Below are 19,536 nucleotides of genomic sequence, written 5' to 3' on the forward strand. Positions count from 1 at the left end.
GCAGCCCGGCAGGCATTGACGCCGCCGCGCACCGAAAGACTGGCGCTCTCCACTTGACGCAGAGTGAACCGTCTGTGGGTAGCGCTCCACTGTCCGTAAAGTCCGTCTCGGTACGCACGTGCGAAGGCATGGCCGAGCCCTGCCGCACCCGGCGGTGGAATTCGGCCGGTCCACGTACACTCGCACGAAGTCGCCGCCGGCGAAGATCGCGTCGTGTCCATCCCGGGATCGAGGAGTACAGCGGTGCCAGTCCTTGCGGCCCGGTCCGGCGGTGAAGATCAGCCGGCCCGGAGAGGCTCGCCGTATCTGCAGATCCTGGGCCCGTTACGGATCTGGCGCGACGGTGTCGAACTGGATGCCGGGCCACCGCAACAGGCATACCTCCTGGCGCTGCTGCTGGCCCGCACCGGCAGGCCGACCAGCACGAGCGAGCTGATCGACCTGATCTGGGGCGATGGCGTCCCCTCCAGCGCCTTGAACGTTCTTCAGAAGTACGTCGGCGCGTTGCGACGGCTGCTCGAGCCTCTGCTGCCCGCCCGCGAAGCCGGCTCGTTCCTCCACCGGCGCGGCAGTTCCTACCTTTTCGCCGCCGGCCCCGCCACACTGGACCTCGTCGCCTTCCGGGAACTCGTCGATGCCGCCAGGGCCGCGCTGACTCGGCACGATCACGAGGTGGCCCTCGATCACTACGCCGGAGCGCTCGGGCTCTGGCACGGCCCGGCGGGCGACGGCATCGCCGACGGGACAATCGCCACGACGCTCTTCGCCGCACTCGACAACGAGTTCTACGACGCGTGCACGGCGGCCGCGGAGCTCGCCGTGTCGACGGGCCAACCGGAGCGGGTGCTTGCGGCTCTGCAACTGGCCGCATCGATGGCACCGTTCAACGAACCCGTGCTGGCCGGTCTCATCGGCGTTCTCGGCGCCACTGGACGCCAGGCGGAGGCGCTGTCGGTGTTTCGTCAGGTCCGGGACCGGCTCGCCGAGGAGCTTGGCATCGACCCGGGTCCGGCGCTGGAGGACGCACAGCGGCGGATTCTCACCCAGACCTCGGTGTCGCCGCTGGTGCGGGAGGCGGACGAGGAGGCCGGGCGGACCACGGCGGCCACCTTGATCGGCCGGACCGAGGAACTCGCCACTCTGCGGCGCATTGTGGAGCGCGCACTCGCCGGCGACACCGCGATCGGCGTCGTCGAAGGCGAACCGGGCGCCGGCAAGACCCGGTTGCTGGAGGAGGCCGCCGCCGTGGCGGGCCGGCTGGGTGCACTCACCGTCTGGGGCTCCTGCCTGGAGGGCGACGGGACACCGGCGATGTGGCCATGGGAGCAGGCACTTGGCCAGGTCGTCCGCAGCTTGCCCGCTCCGGCGAGCGAACAGTGGCTCACCGGAGGGCTGGGAAGCCTTCTTGCGGCGCGGGACGACGGAACCCGGGAACTCCCCGACGGCAACGCCCAGTTCCGGCTGTTCGAACAGGTCGTCGCCCTCGTCGGACAGGCCTCGGCGCGGCGGCCGATCCTCCTGATACTCGATGACCTCCAATGGGCCGACGCCACCTCCCTGCAGTTGTTGCAGCACCTGGCGGGGCGGCTGCCCCACAGCACCGCGATCATCGGCGCGCTGCGCGACCGCGCACCCACACTCGGCCCGGACCTCTCCCGGGTGCTGGCCTCTGCCAGCCGGCGGCCCGGTCACCGGAGGTTCCGGCTCGGCCCGCTCGGTCCGGCCGACGTGGCCGAACTCATCCGCCACGAGGCCGGCCAGGATCCCGGCGACGCCGTCGCCCGCGCCATCCACGCCCGTACCTCCGGCAATCCGTTCTTCGTCCGCGAACTGTCCCGGCTCCTCAGCGGGGTCGGCGCGATCGGCGACGGCGACACCTCCGCATCGGCCGGGGTCCCCTCCACCGTCCATGACGTCGTCCGTGACCGGATGGCCGGGCTCGACGACCGCGCCCGCGACCTGCTGCATGTGGCCGCGCTCATCGGCCGCGACGTCGACCTCAGGCTGCTGTCCCGCGCCACCGGTGTCGACGTCGCGGACTGCCTCCATCGTCTGGAACCGCTGCATACGCTCGGGCTGCTCGAACCCGGGCCGCAGGACCCGTCCTCGCTCCGCTTCGCGCACGACCTCGTGCGCGAGTCGGTTTCCGAGACCGCGACGAAACAGCAGGTCACCCAGCTGCATCTGCGCGTCGCGGACGCGCTCGAACAGATCCATGCCGACGACGAGGACGTCGCCGAACGCCTCGCGTACCACCTGTGGGCCGCCGGCCCCCTCACCGAGCCCGCTCGCGCCGCGGAGGCACTGATCCGCGCCGGGCGCCGCGCGGCGGCCAAACTCGCGTTCGAGTCCGCCAATCGACAGCTGCGCTCCGCCATACAGGTCACCCGGGCTTCCGGACTCATGGAGCTGGAGTTCGCCGCCCTCACGCTGCTCGCCATCGTCGTCAGACGACAGTCGGGGTACGACGCCTCGACGTTCGAACTGCTGGGACGGGCCGAATACCTGGCCCGCACCCTCGGCCGGGAGGCGGAGGCCGCCGACTTCCTCTTCATCCGTCTGATGGGCGCCTACACCTCCATGGAGAAGGGCCGCGGGCAGTTGGCCCGCCGCATGCACGAGCTCGGTCAGGCGTCCTCCGCTCCCGCCGTCCGACGCTACGGCCGGCAGGCCTGGGGCCTGCATCAGTGGGACATCGGCAACATAGGCGAGGCCTACCGGTCCTTCAGCAAGGAGGATGTCGCCGCCGCCGGCGGCACCGTCGCCCCGGACGAAGAGACACCGCTGCGGCGGGACGGCAGCATTCCCGGGGAAGGGCCCGGCTGGCGGGCAGTCATGACCGCGCTGCACGGTGATGTCGACACGGCGCTGGCATTCGTCGACACCTGGGACACCCCGGGGGACCCGTACGCGGCCTCGGTCTGGGTCTATTACACCACCATGATCGCTTCCATGGCCGGGGACGCCGAAACGGCACGGCGAGCCGGCGAGCGGTGGGTCGCCGCCGGCCTCGCCCGCCTCAGCGCCCACATCGACCACTACATCCGGCAGTTCTGGTGCTGGGCACGCGCCCTCACCGGCGAGGATCCGGCCGGCGCCGCGGCCGAGGCCGAAGAACTCCTGGCCGCCCACCTGCTCGATCCGCCGCAATGGGGCGTCGCCTACCACTACGCACTGATCGCCGAGATGTGGCTGGCAGCCGGATCGCCCGATCGGGCCGACGCCGCTCTCGACCGAGCCGACCAGGCAATGTGGGACTACGGCCAGCGTTACGCCGAAGGGCTGCTCCTGCTGCTGAAGGCGCGTCTGCTGCAGGCCCGCGGTGCCCCCCTCACCGCTGTCCGGGCCGCCGCCGAACGGGCCTACACGCAATCCACCGCATGTGAGGCGCACCTGTTCGCGCGCCGCGCCGAACGACTCCTCTCGGGACCTGGAGGCAACGCATGATCGCTGGCCCTGAGGAACAGGGCGGGCTGACGGCCCTGGCCCGCGGGCTCTCGGCGCCGAAGGGCTTCGTCGACGCCAGCCTGGCCGCCCCCGCCCACGGAACGATCAGCCTGCTGGGTGGCATCCCCGCACCTGAGGCTTTGCCGGTCGACGCGATCGGCCAGGCATCGGCGCAGCTGTGGCAGGCCCCCGACGCCGCGGTCGCGAGCCTGCAGTATTCACCGGCGCGCGGATCCGCCGCGCTGTGCGACTGGATCGCGAAACGGGAGGGCGTCGACCCGAGCCGGATCGTCGTGACGAACGGTGGCATGCACGGCCTCGCCCTGGCCGTGCTGACCGTCGTCGAGCGCGGTGCCACCGTCGCGGTCGACGATCCGGTGTTCCCGGGTTTCCTGTGGGCCCTGGAGGTATCGACGACGCGGATCCTGCCGGTACCGGTCGTGGCCGACGGCTTCGACGTCGAACACCTCTCCCGGCGGCTCGCCACCGGCGCCCGGATCGCCGCGGCCTACACCGTGCCCGACTTCCACAACCCCGCCCAGGTCAGTCTCTCGGCACCGAAGCGGCAGGCACTGATCGAGCTCGCCGAGCGGTACGGCTTCTACGTGATCGTCGACAATCCTTACCGCGAACTGCGCTTCGACGGCCAGGACCAGGGTGCCGCGGTCTTCAACCAGTCGGATCGGGCGATCCACGTCAACACCTTCACCAAGACCCTCGGCCCCGGCTGGCGCGTGGGCTGGCTGGTGCTGCCGGACCACCTCGTGGAGCCGGTGATCCGGCTGCGCAACCGCCTCGACGTCCACACATCCTCGGTGACCCAGGCGATCATCGAACGGCTGCTCACCGACGACGCCGAATGGTTCGAGCGGATCGTGCGCGACGCCACCGCGCTGTACCAGGAACGCGCCGGCGTGCTGATCGACGCCCTGCGGGAACAACTCCCGGGAGCCCTCCACGTCGTGGCCCCCGAAGGCGGGCTGTTCCTCTGGCCGCGCCTCACCGACGACGCCGTGGACCCCGCGGCGCTGTTCCGGCGGGCGGCCGCCCACGGCGTGCTCTACCAGCCGGGCGAGTACTTCGCGGCGGACCCCCGGCGGCCTTCTTCGGCCCGGCACCTGCGGTTCGCCTACAGCGACCGCACTCCGGAGGAACTGCGGGAGGCCGTACGCCGGCTGGCCCTGGCCTTCTGAGGACGCACGCGAGCAACGACAGTCCCCTTTGGTGAATTCCCGGAAGGCGGCTCATGACCAACGTTCGGCTCCCCCTGCGCGCACTCGTCCCGTTCGCCGCCGGTTCCATCGGCATGGGCGTCTGGGTCACCGTGCCGGGCATCTTCCTGCTGTACTTCCTGACCGACGTCCTGGCCGTGCCGCCGTACGTGGCCGGCCTGGCGTTGCTGCTGCCGAATGTCGCCGACATCGTGGTGCACCCGTGGGTGGGCCGGCTCTCCGATGCCAACCTGGCCGGCCGCGGCCACCGTCGGCAACTGATGGTGACCGGCTGCGTCGTGGTGCTCGCCTTCGTGGCCCTGTTCGCCGTGCCGTCCGACCTGCACGGGACGACCGCCGCGATATGGGTGGCGCTGGCGCTGGTCGCCGGCAACCTGCTCTACTCGCTCTACCAGGTTTCCTACCTCGCCACACCGGCCGACCTGGGCATCGGCTACCACGAGCGGACCCGCCTCATGGGCTACCGCAATGTCGTGATCACCGTGAGCGTCCTGCTCGCCGGAGTGGCCGCGCCGCTGGTCGCCGGCGACGATCCGGGCGTCGGCGACTACACGAGAATGGCCCTGCTGCTCGGCGCGGTCATGCTTGCGGCGATGCTGGTCGGCATCACCGGCGTCGCCCGCCTCAACCGGGCCGCGCCGGGCACCCCGGCCGAGCCGGGGCACCGGGGCGGGCTGCTGGTGGCGCTGCGCGACCGGCAGTTCCGTGCGCTGACCGCGTCCTATCTGACCGTCGCGATCACGATGAACCTGGTGCTCGCCGCCATGCCGTACTTCGCCGAGTACGAGCTGGGCCGCTCCTCGCTCACGACCGTGCTCATCGCGGCGTTCATGGCGCCGGCGGTCCTCACCACGCCCCTGTGGGTACTGGTGGCCCGGCGTCTCGGCAAACAGCGCAGCCTGCTCGCCGCCCAGGCCGCGTTCGTGGCCGGCTCGCTGGTGCTGGCTTTGGGCGCCGCGGCCGGCCTGCCCCTGCTCATCGCAGCCGTGGCGGTGCTGGGCGTCGCGTTCGCCGCGATGCAACTGATGCCGCTGTCGATGGTGCCCGACGTCATCGCCGCCGCCGGGCCGGCCGGTACCGCCAGTGCGGGCAGTTACACCGGCGTGTGGACCGCCGCCGAGGCCACCGGCGGCGCACTGGGGCCGTACGTGTACTCGGCCTGCCTGGCCGTGGGCGGGTTCGTGGCCAGTTCCGCGGGCGAGCACACCACCCAGTCTCCCGGCGCGCTGGCGGCCGTTCGCTACGGCTTCACCTTGGTGCCGGCCGTGCTCATGACGATCGCCATCGTGCTGCAACGCCGGTACACCTTGGACGATCACGCCCACACTGCGGCGCCGCGTGCGGTCGCCCAGGAAAAAGCGGCGGGGTGAGGGAAGCTTCGCTCAATTTCGCCGGCAGGTATTTCACCGACGCGTATTCCGGCTTTTGTACGAAGGTGTGCTTGACATCCACGGAATCGGTGCCCGGATTTCTGTTCAGTGCTCGTCAAGTAGGCAGCTTTACGCTGACCCGCGGTCACCACTGAGAACACCGGATACCGAAGGGCATACATAGATGACGACAACTCGCCGGGGGCTGTTGGCCGGATCCGCCGCGGTCGTGGTGGGCGCCGCACTGGACGCGCCCGCCGCGCAGGCACACACCGGCAGCGGCGGCGGCAGCGGTCAGAAGCCCACCGTGGTCCTCGTGCACGGCGCGTTCGCCGACGCCTCCGGCTGGAACGGGGTCGCCTCCCGGCTCATCCGCGACGGCTATCCGGTCATCGCACCGGCCAACCCCCTGCGCGGCGTGGCCTCCGACTCCGCCTATCTGGCCGGCATCCTCGCGACCCTCAGCGGCCCGCTCGTCCTCGTCGCGCATTCCTACGGCGGGATCGTCGTCACGAACGCCGCGACCGGCAACCCGAACGTGAAGGCGCTGGTCTACGTGGCCGCGTTCGTGCCCGATCAGGGTGAGACGCTGCTGGGCCTGCAGACGAAGTACCCGGGAAGCACGCTCAGCGAGGAGGCGCTGGACTTCCGTCCCTACGGTGAGGGCCTCGTCGACGGCTACATCAAGAGGGAGTTCTTCCACGACGTGTTCGCCGGGGACCTGCCGAAGGCGACCACCGAGCTGATGTGGGCCGGCCAGCGGCCGGCGGACGCGCGCACCCTCGGGGAGCCGTCCGGCGCACCGGCCTGGAAGACCGTTCCGTCCTGGTACCTCGTGGGCCGCGACGACCAGGTGCTGCCCCCGGCGGCGCAGCGGTTCATGGCGCGCCGGGCCGGCGCGCACACCGTCGAGGCCGACACCTCGCATGTCGCGATGATCGCGCGACCCGCGGCGACGGCCGCCCTCATCAAACGCGCCGCGCGCTGACACCAGGAGGGGGGCGGCGATGCCGATGTTCGAGAGGTTGGGGCGGACGATGGTCAGCCGCCGGTGGTGGGTGATCGGCCTGGCCGCGGCCTTCCTGGCGCTCGGCGGCATCTGGGGCACGCGGGTCTTCGGCTCGCTGACCACCGGAGGGTTCGACGACCCGGCCGGCCAGAGCTCGCGCGCGGCCGCACGTGCCGAGGCGACGCTGGGCCGGACCGGCAACGACGCGGTGGTCCTGTACACCAGCCCCAGCACGTCAGTTGACGACCCGGCGTTCCGGCGAGCCGTCACGGAGACGCTCCAAGCGCTTCCCCACGACGTGGTGACCCGGACCGTCACCTATTGGAGCACCGGCAGCCCGGCCCTGGTCAGCCACGACCGGCACGCCACCTACGCGGTGCTGCCCCTGGCCGGCGACGACGAGGCGCAGCGCGGCGAAGCGCTGGACGACATCGAGGACGAACTGGCCGCGCCCGGCCTACGGACCCAGGTCGGCGGCCCCACCACGGTCGACCGCGACATCCGCGAGCGGGTCGCGGCGGACATCGCTTTCGCCGAGACGGTCTCCATACCGGTGCTGCTCGTGCTCCTGGTCGTCGTCTTCGGCAGTGTGGCCGCGGCGAGCCTGCCGCTCGCGATCGGCGCTCTGGCCATCCTCGGAGCGTTCACCGCGCTGCGCGGGATGACCTACCTGACCGACGTCTCGGTCTTCTCGGTCAACGTGGTGACGATTCTCGGGCTGGGCCTGGCGATCGACTACGGCCTGTTCATGGTCGGGCGGTTCCGGGAGGAGATCGCCCGCGGGCTCGGTGTCGAGGACGCCGTCGCCCGCACGATGGCCACCGCCGGTCGTACGGTCGCGGTCTCCGGCGTCACCGTCGCCGTCTCGTTGGCCGGACTGCTGATCTTCCCGATGACCTTCCTCCGCTCGATGGGCCTCGGCGGTCTGTCCGCGGTCGTGGTGGCGATGGTGGCGGCACTGAGCGTGCTGCCCGCCCTGCTCGCCGTCCTCGGCCCCCGGGTCGAGGCACTTTCGGTGCGGCGGCTGATCCGCCGCCCGCCGCCGGCTCTCCCGCGGGACGAGGTCGCGCACGGGCTCTGGTACCGCCTCGCGCACAGCATCATGCGCCGCCCGGTCGTCTACGCGACCGGGGTGCTCACGGTCCTGTTGCTGGCCGCCGCGCCGTTCCTGCGCGTCGAGTTCGGCGGTATCGACCCGAGGGTGCTGCCGACGGGTACCGAGAGCCGTGTGGTCTCGGAAACCGTCGACCGGGACTTCGTCCGGAACGGCCAGGTGCCGGTCGAGGCGATCGTGACCTCGTCGGACCGGGCCGGTCTGGAGCGCTACGTCGACGCCGTCCGGACCGTCGACGGGGTGTCCGGAGCCGAGGTCACGGGTCGGTCCGGCGACGTCGCCCGGGTCACGATCATGTACGAGGGCGACCCCGTATCGCCCCGGTCGCGGGAGCTCGTGAGCCGGATCCGGGCCGTACCGCCACCACCGGGTGGTGAGGCGCTGGTGGGTGGCCAGACCGCGCAGCTGGCCGACCGACTCGACGCCGTGGGCGATCTGCTGCCCTGGATGGCGCTGATCATCGGCGGCGCCGGCTTCGTCCTGCTGTTCCTCGCCTTCGGCTCCGTCGTGCTGCCGATCAAGGCGATCGTGATGAACATCCTGTCGCTCGGCGCCTCGTTCGGCGCACTGGTCCTGATCTTCCAGGACGGCCATCTCTCCGGCCTGTTGGACTTCACCTCCACCGGGACGCTGGAGGCGACCCAGCCGATCCTGGTACTCGCGGTGGTGTTCGGGCTGTCGATGGACTACGAGGTCTTCCTGATGTCCCGGATCCGGGAAGAGTACGACCGGTCCGGCGACAACACCGCGGCGGTCGCGGTCGGGCTGCAGCGCAGCGGCCGGATCATCACCAGCGCCGCGCTGCTCATCCTGGTCGTGATCGGGCTGTTCTCCATCTCCGGCATCACGTTCATCAAGCTGATCGGGGTGGCGATGCTCATCGCCGTCCTGGTGGACGCGACGATCGTCCGGGCGCTGCTGGTACCGGCCACGATGCGCCTGCTCGGAAACGCGAACTGGTGGGCGCCTGCGCCCCTGCGGCGCTTCTACGCCCGCCACGGCCTCCGGGAGGGCGACGACCCGCCCCCCACGCCCGATCTCCGTCCCGCACCGGCCCGTACGCCGTCCGACTGACCCCCTGCCGAGCACGAGACGAGGCGAGACGATGCATCAGCGCGCATACGACAGCCAGTGCACCGCCGAGGAGAAACGGCACACCTCCGCGACGTCGCCCATCAGGAATCCGAAGCTGACGTTGTTCGCACTGGCGTTGGGCACCTTCGCGATCGGCGCCGGCGAGTTCGGCAGCAACGGCGTCATCCAGCTGTTCGCGTCCGATCTCGATGTGTCCGTCCCGGTCGCGACATACGCGATCACCGCGTATGCCTTCGGGGTGATGGTCGGCTCTCCGGCGATCACCCTCCTCGCCGCCCGGGTCAACCGGCGCACTCTGCTGCTCGGCCTGATCGGGCTGTTCCTGGTCGGCAACGGGCTCTCCGCCCTGGCACCGGACATCGCGCTGTTCGTCGCCTTCCGGTTCGTCGCGGGCAGCGTGCAGGGCGCTTTCTTCGGCGCCGGGGCCGTCGTCGCCGCGTACGTGTACGGGCCGGGCAAGGGTGGCAGGGCGTTCGCCACCGTGATGGGAGGACTCACCGTCGCCACCATCGCCGGGTCGCCGCTCGGCACCTTCATCGGCCAGCTCGCCGGCTGGCGCGTCATGTACGGGACCGTGGTCGCCGTCGGCCTGCTCGCCGGAGCCGCCCTGCTGGCCTGGCTGCCACGCACCGACGACCTGCGCGGCAGCTCCCTGACGGGCGAACTGGGCGCCCTCCGGCGGCGGGGCGTCTGGCTGATGGTCACCGTCGCGGCGTTCGGCATCTCCAGCATCTTCGCCGTCTACACGTTCATCGGCCCGTTCGTCACCGACGCGGCGCTGCGGGACCCCTCGCTCATCCCGATCGCGCTCGCCGTCTTCGGCCTCGGCATGGCGGTCGGCAACCACGTCGGCGGACGTGTCGCCGACCGGCACGAGAACCGCGGTCTCATCTCGGGCTACGGCGGTGCGCTCGCGTTCCTTGTGCTGATCGGTGTGGCAGGCGACAACCTGGCGATCCTGCTGCCCTGCCTGTTCGGCGTCGGCGCGACCATGATGTTCGCCATCCCCACCATCCAGGTCCGGCTGACCGCTTTCGCGCCGGACGCCCCGACCTTGATGGGAACGCTCAACCTGGCCGCCCTCAACCTGGCCAACTGTCTCGGCGCGATCGGCGGCGCGGTCGCCCTCGACGCCGGCTGGGGGACCTTGTCCACCGTGTGGGCCGGCTTCGTCCTGACCACCGCGGGTCTGCTCCTGTACGTCGCGACGGTCGCCCGGGTGAAGCCGGCGCCCGTTCCGGCTCGCGCCTGAACAGCCCGACTCGACCAGCACTCCAGCAAGAGACCCCTCTCGTCCGGTGTGACGGAGGAATCACGTGAACGACGGCGCGGCACAGCGCGGGCCGGTCAGCTGGACTTCTGCCGCGACGAACTCCTCCCGCAGGCCCCGGTCTGGACGGCGGTCGCCACGACTGCCGCGCAAGGTCCTGCGCCGCACCCTCGGCCCGGAGGGCGATCTGTTCGGCCCGCGGTCCATGTCCCGCTGCCCGTTCCCCGCTCATCGCGCCCCGGGGAACATTACTGACGGTGACCAGTTCTGATTGATGCCGATCGATCTCTTGCGTCTTTGGTGTCAATCGTGAACGGGTGAATCCAGGGCTTATCCGGTCTTTCGTGCGAGGCCTCATACCAGAGCGGGACGCTCCCTGGGGGAGTTTGTCAACTGCCCGCCGCACATGATGCGTCGGCGACTACTGTGAGTGGCCGATGGCGTACGCCCGCATCGCGCATCCGCGCCAGCAACCAGGCCCACGGACCCAGTACGAGGACACCGATGTCTCACCTCCGCGCACCGGCCGCACGTGCAGACCGCCGTGAGGGCGGGCGGCACGGACGACCGGTACCCCGCACCGCACCCGCACCGGCCGAGACGCATATACGGCCCCAGTTGCTGCGCCTCGCCGTGCTGCCGCCGACCGCGGTCGCGCTCAGCGCCTGCGCGGTCGTCCTGTTCACCGTGCGCTCCACCGGCACCCGGCCGGGACCGGTCCTGTGGGCCGTCGTGGCGGGCGCGGTGGCGGTCACCGGCGTGGGCATCCTCGTCGCGGCCGTCGCCGCCGACCGGGCCGCCCGCTCCGTCGGCGACCGCATCGCCGCCCTGCGCCGCAGCAGCGCCCGCGGCGAGGCCGATCTGCGCGCGCTCGTCGAGACACTGCGCCGCGGCGAGGTCCCGGAGCGGCGCAAGTCCCGCGGCGGGCCGCCCGGTGACGCCGACGACTTCGAGCTGCTCGCCGCCGATCTCGCCCGCGCCCACGAAGGCGCCGTCACCGCCGTAGTCCAGGCCTCCCAGCTGTCCAGCCAGGCCGGCAGCGAGCAGAAGCTGGAGGTCTTCGTCAACCTCGCGCGGCGGCTTCAGTCCCTCGTGCACCGCGAAATCTCGATCCTCGACGAGCTGGAGAACGAGATCGAGGACCCCGAGCTGCTCAAGGGCCTCTTCCACGTCGACCATCTCGCCACCCGTATCCGCCGCCACGCCGAGAACCTCGCCGTCCTCGGCGGGGCCGTCTCCCGGCGGCAGTGGAGCAACCCCGTCTCCATGACCGAGGTGCTGCGCTCCGCCATCGCCGAGGTCGAGCAGTACTCCCGGGTCAAGCTGGTCCCGCCGATCGACGGCGAGCTGCGCGGGCACGCCGTCGCCGACGTCATCCACCTCCTCGCCGAGCTCGCCGAGAACGCCACGGTGTTCTCCGCCCCGCACACCCAGGTGCTGCTGCGCGCCAACCTCTGCACCTCCGGGCTCGCCGTCGAGGTCGAGGACCGGGGTCTCGGCATGCCCGTCGAGGAACAGGCCCGCATGAACGCGCTGCTCGCCGACCCCGACCAGGTCAACGTCGGCCGTCTCCTGGCCGACGGCCGCATCGGCCTGTTCGTCGTCTCCCAACTCGCCCGCCGGCACGGCATCCGGGTCCGTCTCCAGTCCAACATCTACGGCGGCGTCCAGGCCGTGCTCGTCGTCCCCCAGGCCCTGCTCGGGGGCGCCGCCGGGGCCGTCGGACCGGCCCGGGACCCCTTCCCCCAGGACACCTCCCAGGGCAACCAGCGACCGGCGCCGGTCGCCCCCCGGGATGCCGTGGGCCCTGCCCGACGCCCCGCCCTCTCCAGCCCCGCCTCCGGCACGACGGGCGTGGACCGCCCGCCGGTCCCGCCACAGGGCCAGGACAGGGGAAGGCCGCCACTCACATCACCGGGCCGGGACAGGGGAGGGCAGCCGCTCACCCCTCAGGGCCGGGACAGAGGAAGGCCGCCGCTCACCCCTCAGGGCCAGGACAGAGGAAGGCCGCCGCTCACGTCTCAGGGCCAGCCCCAGGGCGCGGCACGGCAGCCGCTCACCCCGCAAGGGCAGAGCCAGGGCGCCGCACGGCCGCCGGTGCCGTCGGAGGGGCCGGGAGCGGCCCGGCAGCCGCTTCCGGCTCGGGGGCAGGGCACGGCGCGCCGGACGGTGCCGCCGCAGACCGAGGACACGCAGCGTCCGCCGCTGCCCTCACCGGCCCAGGGCGCGGGAGGCACCGACCACCCGTCGGTGTCCTCGCGCCCACAGAGCGCCGCCGGCACCGCCGGCTCCCCGCCCACCCCACCGCACACGCGGAGCACCTCCGAGCCGACCGGTTCCCGCGTGCCCACCCGCCCCCACTCCGGCCCCGACGCGGCCGACCCGACCGCGTCCCCACACCCCGGGCCCGGGCCCACCTCGCGAGTGACCCGCTCGGTCACTTCCGCGCGCGAGGGGAACGCCGCTTTCGCCGCGGGCGGATCGACTGCACCGGGGCATCCCGGTTCCTCCGCCGGGGCGAGTCCGTCGGCCACCTTCCCACGGTCGCGTGATGCGGCGGGCATGGATGGGCCGACCGGGGCTGGGCGTCTCGGTTCCGCCGACGGTGCGAGCCTCCAGGGCGCCCCCGCGCGGGCGTTGCACAGCACCGAGTCGGCGCTTACCTCGCAGCTCCGGTCCGCCTCCGGCCAGGGCCAGGGCCCTGGCTTCCCCGCGGTTTCCGCCGCGCCGGGCGGGCCCGTGTCCGGCGAGCTGTCGGCCCCGCACGGCAACGGCCCGGGCGGTCCCGCGCCGTTGCCCGTCCGAGGGGCCCGGCACGACCGGCCCAACCCCGCCGAGGCCGTCCCCGGGATCCGGTCGGCCGACCGGGGTGTCGTGGAGGAGAACGCGGGCACGGCACCCGTCCCGCGTACCGGTCCCGTCCGCGGGACCATGGCCAAGCCCCAACTGCCCCGGCGCCGCGCCCAGGAGCACATCGTGCCCCAGCTGCGCGGCGGCCCCGCGCCCCGCCCGGACGCCGAGCAGCCCGCCGGCCACGACCCCGGTCTGATGGCCGCCTTCCAGCGCGGCATGGGCCTTGCCGAGGCCCAGCAGAGCCTGGAGGCGGAGGTACTGGAGTCCGCCGTACCGCTCCCGGAGTGGGAGGCCGTGGAGCACAGCTCCTACCCGGCGTCCGCCCCCTTCGATACGACCGAGGTGCCCTCCGCACACGCGCCCGCCGCCCCCCAGGCGTACGGCGTGCGGGACGGGCTGGCGGCCGGGCCCGCGCGGGCTCCCGGCCCCGCCTCCGCTCCCGGACCCGGTTCCGGTTCCGGTTCCGACCACCCCACCCTTCGGCACGACGGGAGCGCCCCCGCCGGATGAGCGGTTCCCCCACCCCCAGCGCTCCCGCAGACCTTCGTACCCCAAGGAGTCGATCCACCATGGCGAGCGATGCGCCGACCGGCCAGGTATCCGATCTCGACTGGCTGATGAGCGGCCTCGTGCAGCGCGTACCGCACACCACCAGCGCCGTGCTGCTGTCCTGCGACGGGCTGGTGAAATCGGTCCACGGCCTCGACGCCGACAGCGCCGACCACATGGCCGCCCTGGCCTCCGGTCTGTACTCCCTCGGCCGCAGCGCGGGTGTCCGCTTCGGTGACGGCGGGGACGTACGGCAGGTCGTCGTCGAACTCGACTCGACGCTGCTGTTCGTCACCACCGCCGGTTCCGGGACCTGTCTCGCCGTGCTCGCCGGGCGGGAGGCCGACGCCGCCGTCCTCGGCTACGAGATGGCGATGCTCGTCAAGAGCGTCCGGCCGTATCTGACGACCGCGCCCCGGCAGCACGCCGTCGATGCGTCGGTGACGGGAACTTGAGCGTGGCGGCGGCCGGCGACGAGCCCTGGCTCGACGACGCGGCCGGACGGCTGGTGCGCCCGTTCACGGTCAGCAACGGGCGCACCGAGCCCACCGTCGCCCTCGACCTCATGTCCCAGGTGATGGCCACCGGGGTGAGACCCCTCGGCTACCTCGGCCCCGAGCACGCGCAGGCCCTCGACCTGTGCCGGGCCCCCGTCCCGGTCGCCGAGGTGGCCGCCCATCTGAAGCTGCCGGCGGCGGTCACCAAGGTCCTCCTGTCGGACCTCGTCGACTGCGGGGCCCTGACCACCAAGCCCCCCGAGTTCCACCACAACCCCACCGACCGGGCCCTACTGGAGGCAGTGCTCGATGGACTACGACGACAGCTCTGAGAGCGACGGGCACGACGCGCGCGAGCCCCACGACGACGGCCGCGCCGACCCCTTTCCGACCGCGCTGAAGATCCTGGTCGCGGGCGGCTTCGGAGTCGGCAAGACGACCTTCGTCGGCGCCGTGAGCGAGATCGCGCCGCTCAGCACCGAGGAGCTGCTCACCACGGTCAGCGCCGCGACCGACAACCTCGACGGCATCGAGAACAAGGTCGAGACGACCGTCGCCATGGACTTCGGCCGGATCAGCCTGGACCCGCGGCATGTGCTGTACCTGTTCGGCACGCCCGGTCAGGAGCGGTTCTGGTTCATGTGGGACGAGCTGTCCGAGGGCGCGCTCGGCGCGGTCATCCTCGCCGACACCCGCCGCCTCGAGGAGTGCTTCGCGGCCGTCGACTTCTTCGAGGAGCGCGGCCTCGGCTTCATCGTCGCGATCAACGAGTTCGACGGCGCCCACCGCTACGACCCCGAGGAGGTGCGCGCCGCCATCGACCTGGACCCGGACATCCCCATCGTGCGCTGCGACGCCAGGATCTCCGCGTCCGGCGTGCAGACCCTGCTCACCCTCGTCCGCCACCTCATCGCCCACGCACCGGCGGCACCCCAGCCGAGCCGCGGCGCCACCATGTGACGCCCGACGTGACCCCCGACCCGACGCCATGGAGCCGCGAATGACGTACGACGTCCCCAGCGACGGAGCACACCCATGAGCTACGACCCGCCCCGCCCGGCCGGTCGTCTGCTGCTCACCCCGGAGGACCGGGAGGCCCCCGCCCGCACCCTGAGACTGCGCCGACTCGGCCTCGGGGAGTGGCCGGAACCCGCCCTGGACGCCTTCGCCGAGCGTCTCGCCGAGCTGACCGGCGCCGCCTACGCCATGGTCAACTTCCTCCGAGAGGAAGGGCAGTTCTTCGCGGGACTGCACACCCCGCAGGGGGGAGAGGCGGCCCGGGGCGGAAAGCCCGAGGTCGGCCGGCGGCTGCCCCGCGAGTACGGCTACTGCCCGCACGTCGCCGTCCGGCGCAGGGCGCTGGTCCTGGAGGACGTCGGCGACTACCCGCGCTTCGCGGGCAACCCGGTCGTAGACGAGTACGGCATCCGCTCCTACCTCGGCGCCCCGCTCATCGACACGACCGGCACGGTCCTCGGCACGGTGTGCGTCGCCGACCTCGCCCCCCGGCGCTGGGGCACGTCCGGCCTGGAGACCATCAAGGCGACGGCCGCCGACCTCGCCGTACGCCTGGAGACACGCACCCCACCGGCCTAGGACCGCGTGTCGGCGGGCTCCAAGATCAGGGCGTGAAGGAAAGCTGTTGCTCCGCTTAAGAAAAGCTCGATGGACCGGGGCGGCCGGCATGCGGCAGATTGCTGCACGAATCCACCCCCCTCCCCGGCAGCGGGGCGCCCCGCCCTGGCCGTGCGCCTCCCACGCCCCCGGGGCCTCACCACAGGAGCCGCAGCTTGAAGGCGCTGGTCAAGGAGAAGGCGGAGCCCGGGCTGTGGCTCACGGACGTCCCGGAGCCCGAGGCCGGCCCCGGTGACGTACTGATCAAGGTGCAGCGGACCGGCATCTGCGGCACCGATCTGCACATCCGGGCCTGGGACGGCTGGGCGCGGCAGACGATCAGCACCCCGCTGGTCCTCGGCCACGAATTCGTCGGCGAGGTCGTCGAGACCGGGCGGGACGTCACCGACATCGCCGTCGGCGACCGGGTGAGCGGCGAGGGGCACCTGGTGTGCGGCAAGTGCCGCAACTGTCTCGCCGGGCGCCGCCATCTGTGCCGGGCCACCGTCGGCCTCGGCGTCGGCCGCGACGGGGCCTTCGCGGAGTACGTCGTGCTGCCCGCTTCGAACGTCTGGGTGCACCGGGTCCCGGTCGACCTCGACGTGGCCGCGATCTTCGACCCGTTCGGCAACGCCGTGCACACCGCGCTGTCGTTCCCGCTGGTCGGCGAGGACGTCCTCATCACCGGCGCCGGGCCGATCGGCCTGATGGCCGCCGCCGTCGCCCGGCACGCCGGCGCCCGCAACGTCATGATCACCGACGTGAGCGAGGAGCGCCTGGAACTGGCCCGCAAGATCGGCGTGAGCCTCGCCCTCGACGTCTCCGGCTCGGCCATCGCCGACGGCCAGCGCGAGCTCGGGCTGCGCGAGGGCTTCGACATCGGCCTGGAGATGTCCGGCCGCCCCGAGGCCCTGCGCGACATGATCGCCAACATGACCCACGGCGGCCGGATCGCCATGCTCGGGCTGCCGGCGGAGGAGTTCCCGGTCGACTGGGCCCGGATCGTCACCTCGATGATCACGATCAAGGGCATCTACGGCCGGGAGATGTTCGAGACCTGGTACGCGATGTCGGTCCTGCTGGAGGGCGGCCTCGACCTCGCCCCCGTGATCACCGGCCGGTACGGGTACCGCGACTTCGAGGCGGCGTTCGCCGACGCGGCGAGCGGCCGCGGCGGCAAGGTCATCCTCGACTGGACCGCGTAAGTCATCCGCAGTCAACTGCATCTCTGAGGAGTTTCCCCGATGTTCGACTCCGTGCGCGACGACCTGCGCGCCACCCTCGACGAGATCCGCGCCGCCGGACTGCACAAGCCCGAGCGGGTGATCGGCACCCCGCAGTCGGCGACCGTCGCCGTCACCGCGGGCGGCCGTCCCGGTGAGGTCCTGAACTTCTGCGCCAACAACTACCTCGGCCTCGCCGACCATCCCGAGGTCGTCGCCGCCGCCCACGCGGCCCTGGACCGCTGGGGCTACGGCATGGCGTCCGTACGCTTCATCTGCGGTACGCAGGAGGTGCACAAGGAACTGGAGGCGCGCCTTTCGGCGTTCCTCGGCCAGGAGGACACGATCCTGTACTCCTCCTGCTTCGACGCCAACGGCGGTGTCTTCGAGACACTGCTCGGCCCCGAGGACGCGGTGATCTCCGACGCCCTAAACCACGCCTCGATCATCGACGGCATCCGGCTGTCCAAGGCCCGCCGCTTCCGGTACGCCAACCGTGATCTGGACGACCTGGAGCGGCAGTTGAAGGACGCGTCCGACGCGCGCCGCCGGCTGGTCGTCACCGACGGCGTCTTCTCCATGGACGGCTACGTGGCACCGCTGCGCGAGATCTGCGACCTCGCCGACCGCTACGACGCGATGGTCATGGTCGACGACTCGCACGCGGTCGGCTTCGTCGGCCCCGGCGGCCGCGGCACCCCTGAGCTGCACGGCGTGCTGGATCGCGTCGACATCGTCACGGGCACCCTGGGCAAGGCGCTCGGCGGTGCCTCCGGCGGCTATGTCGCCGCCCGCGCGGAGATCGTCGCCCTGCTGCGCCAGCGCTCCCGCCCGTACCTGTTCTCCAACACCCTCGCCCCGGTGATCGCGGCCGCCTCCCTGAAGGTCCTCGACCTGCTGGAGTCCGCCGACGACCTGCGGGTCCGCCTCCGGGAGAACACCGCGCTCTTCCGTCGCCGGATGACGGACGAGGGCTTCGACGTCCTCCCCGGCGACCACGCCATCGCCCCCGTGATGATCGGCGACGCCGCGAAGGCGGGCCGGATGGCCGAACTGCTGCTGGAGCGCGGCGTGTACGTGATCGGCTTCTCCTACCCGGTCGTCCCGCAGGGCCAGGCCCGGATCCGCGTTCAGCTGTCCGCCGCGCACTCCACGGACGACGTCGACCGCGCGGTGGACGCCTTCGTCGCGGCGCGCGCGGAACTGGAGGGCTGAGGAGCCCCGACATATTGCGATAATCGATCCCATGATCGAGGCGCGGCGGCTCCACATCCTCCGTGCGGTGGCCGACCACCGCACCGTGACGGCGGCTGCCGCCGCGCTGTACCTCACCCCCTCCGCCGTCTCCCAGCAGCTCGCCGCCCTGGAGCAGGAGACCGGTCACCGCCTGGTCGAGCGCGGCGCGAAGGGCGTACGGCTCACCCCGGCCGGCGAGATCCTGCTGACCCACACCCATGCGGTCCTCGCCCAGCTGGAGCGGGCCGAGGCGGAACTGGCCGCCTACAGCGCCGGGGAGGCCGGCACGGTCACCGTCGCCGCCTTCGCGACCGGGATCGCCCTGGTTGTGGCGCCCGCGGTGGCCCGGCTGGCCCGTAGCGCGCCCGGGATAAGGATCCGCGTCCAGGACGCCGAGGGTGACGCCAGCCTGCCGATGGTCCTCGACCGGCAGGTCGACGTCGCCGTGGCCGTCGAGTACCGGGGTGCCCCTGCCGCCGACGACCCCCGGCTCGCGCACATCTCCCTGTACGCCGAGCCCTTCGACGCGGTCGTCCCGGTCACCCACCGCCTAGCCGACGCCGAGGAGGTTCCGCTCGCGGAGCTGGCCAAGGACCCGTGGATCGGCCCCTACCCCGGCAACCCCTGCCATGACGTGGTCGTCCTGGCCTGCGAGAACGCGGGATTCCAGCCCCGCCTGGAACACTCCTCCGACGACTTCCGCGCGGTCGTCGCCCTCGCCTCCGCCGACGCGGGCGTGGCCCTCGTACCGCGCTCGGCCCTGCGTGGCATGGACCTCACCGGCGTCGTCGTCCGCCCGATAGACGGCGCCGCCCCGACCCGCCGGGTCTTCGCCGCCGTACGACGCGGCGCGGAGGAGCACCCGCTGATCCGGCCGGTGCTGGACGCGCTGCGCGAGGCGGCGCGGGTGTGAGTCGAAGAGGCGGCCACGGGCGCCGTCGATGCCCGGCTGGGCGCCCGCCTGGCCGCACTGCGCGCCGAACGCGGCTGGTCCCTGGGGGACGTGGCGGAACGCAGCGGGGTGAGC

Annotated in this window: 15 protein-coding genes; all 15 read left to right on the forward strand. The window is 72.2% G+C overall.

Annotation, left to right across the window (positions count from 1 at the left end):
- Window positions 1-243 precede the first annotated feature (243 nt).
- Window positions 244-3,447 (forward strand): ATP-binding protein, encoded by a 3,204-nt coding sequence (locus ACLZN2_RS44985; protein WP_416985688.1) that lies wholly within the window; start codon window positions 244-246, stop codon window positions 3,445-3,447.
- Complete coding sequence (locus ACLZN2_RS44990) at window positions 3,444-4,640, forward strand: PLP-dependent aminotransferase family protein (protein ID WP_416985690.1); 1,197 nt, start codon at window positions 3,444-3,446, stop codon at window positions 4,638-4,640. The genes ACLZN2_RS44985 and ACLZN2_RS44990 overlap by 4 nt, the downstream gene beginning before the upstream one ends.
- A gap of 53 nt (window positions 4,641-4,693) precedes the next feature.
- The gene (locus tag ACLZN2_RS44995) at window positions 4,694-6,049 is read left to right on the forward strand and encodes an MFS transporter (RefSeq protein WP_416985691.1); all 1,356 of its coding nucleotides are present in this window, start codon (window positions 4,694-4,696) and stop codon (window positions 6,047-6,049) included.
- Between the two features lie 184 nt (window positions 6,050-6,233).
- On the forward strand, window positions 6,234-7,037 hold the full coding sequence (locus ACLZN2_RS45000; protein ID WP_416985693.1) for an alpha/beta fold hydrolase: 804 nt from the start codon (window positions 6,234-6,236) through the stop codon (window positions 7,035-7,037).
- Between the two features lie 19 nt (window positions 7,038-7,056).
- Window positions 7,057-9,246 (forward strand): MMPL family transporter, encoded by a 2,190-nt coding sequence (locus tag ACLZN2_RS45005; RefSeq protein ID WP_416985694.1) that lies wholly within the window; start codon window positions 7,057-7,059, stop codon window positions 9,244-9,246.
- 31 nt (window positions 9,247-9,277) lie between these two features.
- Window positions 9,278-10,519 (forward strand): MFS transporter, encoded by a 1,242-nt coding sequence (locus tag ACLZN2_RS45010; protein WP_416985695.1) that lies wholly within the window; start codon window positions 9,278-9,280, stop codon window positions 10,517-10,519.
- A gap of 522 nt (window positions 10,520-11,041) precedes the next feature.
- Window positions 11,042-13,900, forward strand: a complete 2,859-nt coding sequence (locus tag ACLZN2_RS45015) for an ATP-binding protein (protein ID WP_416985697.1) — start codon at window positions 11,042-11,044, stop codon at window positions 13,898-13,900.
- Window positions 13,901-13,959: 59 nt separating this feature from the next.
- Complete coding sequence (locus ACLZN2_RS45020; RefSeq protein ID WP_416985698.1) at window positions 13,960-14,394, forward strand: roadblock/LC7 domain-containing protein; 435 nt, start codon at window positions 13,960-13,962, stop codon at window positions 14,392-14,394.
- Between the two features lie 2 nt (window positions 14,395-14,396).
- Window positions 14,397-14,768: a DUF742 domain-containing protein gene (locus tag ACLZN2_RS45025; protein ID WP_416985699.1), complete on the forward strand. Its 372-nt coding sequence runs from the start codon at window positions 14,397-14,399 to the stop codon at window positions 14,766-14,768.
- Window positions 14,746-15,396 carry a GTP-binding protein gene (locus tag ACLZN2_RS45030; RefSeq protein ID WP_416985700.1) on the forward strand — a complete coding sequence of 217 codons (651 nt, stop codon included), beginning with the start codon at window positions 14,746-14,748 and terminating at the stop codon, window positions 15,394-15,396. Before ACLZN2_RS45025 ends, ACLZN2_RS45030 begins: the two co-directional genes overlap by 23 nt.
- A 75-nt stretch (window positions 15,397-15,471) precedes the next feature.
- On the forward strand, window positions 15,472-16,032 hold the full coding sequence (locus ACLZN2_RS45035; RefSeq protein ID WP_416985701.1) for a GAF domain-containing protein: 561 nt from the start codon (window positions 15,472-15,474) through the stop codon (window positions 16,030-16,032).
- Window positions 16,033-16,226: 194 nt separating this feature from the next.
- Complete coding sequence (tdh, locus tag ACLZN2_RS45040; protein ID WP_416985702.1) at window positions 16,227-17,255, forward strand: L-threonine 3-dehydrogenase; 1,029 nt, start codon at window positions 16,227-16,229, stop codon at window positions 17,253-17,255.
- A gap of 39 nt (window positions 17,256-17,294) precedes the next feature.
- A complete protein-coding gene (locus tag ACLZN2_RS45045) occupies window positions 17,295-18,488 on the forward strand; it encodes a glycine C-acetyltransferase (RefSeq protein ID WP_416985703.1) in 1,194 nt (397 codons plus the stop codon).
- A 31-nt stretch (window positions 18,489-18,519) separates the two neighbouring features.
- Window positions 18,520-19,422, forward strand: a complete 903-nt coding sequence (locus tag ACLZN2_RS45050) for a LysR family transcriptional regulator (RefSeq protein ID WP_416985704.1) — start codon at window positions 18,520-18,522, stop codon at window positions 19,420-19,422.
- Window positions 19,423-19,458: 36 nt separating this feature from the next.
- A partial coding sequence (locus tag ACLZN2_RS45055) for a helix-turn-helix domain-containing protein (protein ID WP_416985705.1) occupies window positions 19,459-19,536 on the forward strand: 78 nt, incomplete at its 3' end.

This window comes from Streptomyces sp. T028 (genome assembly GCF_048159505.1).
Taxonomy (GTDB): Bacteria; Actinomycetota; Actinomycetes; order Streptomycetales; family Streptomycetaceae; genus Streptomyces.

Coding starts and splice junctions, on each gene's coding strand:
- ACLZN2_RS44990 (WP_416985690.1), top strand. CDS start 3,444: ATGATCGCTGGCCCTGAGGAACAGGGCGGGCTGACGGCCCTGGCCCGC.
- ACLZN2_RS44995 (WP_416985691.1), top strand. CDS start 4,694: ATGACCAACGTTCGGCTCCCCCTGCGCGCACTCGTCCCGTTCGCCGCC.
- ACLZN2_RS45000 (WP_416985693.1), top strand. CDS start 6,234: ATGACGACAACTCGCCGGGGGCTGTTGGCCGGATCCGCCGCGGTCGTG.
- ACLZN2_RS45005 (WP_416985694.1), top strand. CDS start 7,057: ATGCCGATGTTCGAGAGGTTGGGGCGGACGATGGTCAGCCGCCGGTGG.
- ACLZN2_RS45010 (WP_416985695.1), top strand. CDS start 9,278: ATGCATCAGCGCGCATACGACAGCCAGTGCACCGCCGAGGAGAAACGG.
- ACLZN2_RS45015 (WP_416985697.1), top strand. CDS start 11,042: ATGTCTCACCTCCGCGCACCGGCCGCACGTGCAGACCGCCGTGAGGGC.
- ACLZN2_RS45020 (WP_416985698.1), top strand. CDS start 13,960: ATGGCGAGCGATGCGCCGACCGGCCAGGTATCCGATCTCGACTGGCTG.
- ACLZN2_RS45030 (WP_416985700.1), top strand. CDS start 14,746: ATGGACTACGACGACAGCTCTGAGAGCGACGGGCACGACGCGCGCGAG.
- ACLZN2_RS45035 (WP_416985701.1), top strand. CDS start 15,472: ATGAGCTACGACCCGCCCCGCCCGGCCGGTCGTCTGCTGCTCACCCCG.
- ACLZN2_RS45045 (WP_416985703.1), top strand. CDS start 17,295: ATGTTCGACTCCGTGCGCGACGACCTGCGCGCCACCCTCGACGAGATC.
- ACLZN2_RS45050 (WP_416985704.1), top strand. CDS start 18,520: ATGATCGAGGCGCGGCGGCTCCACATCCTCCGTGCGGTGGCCGACCAC.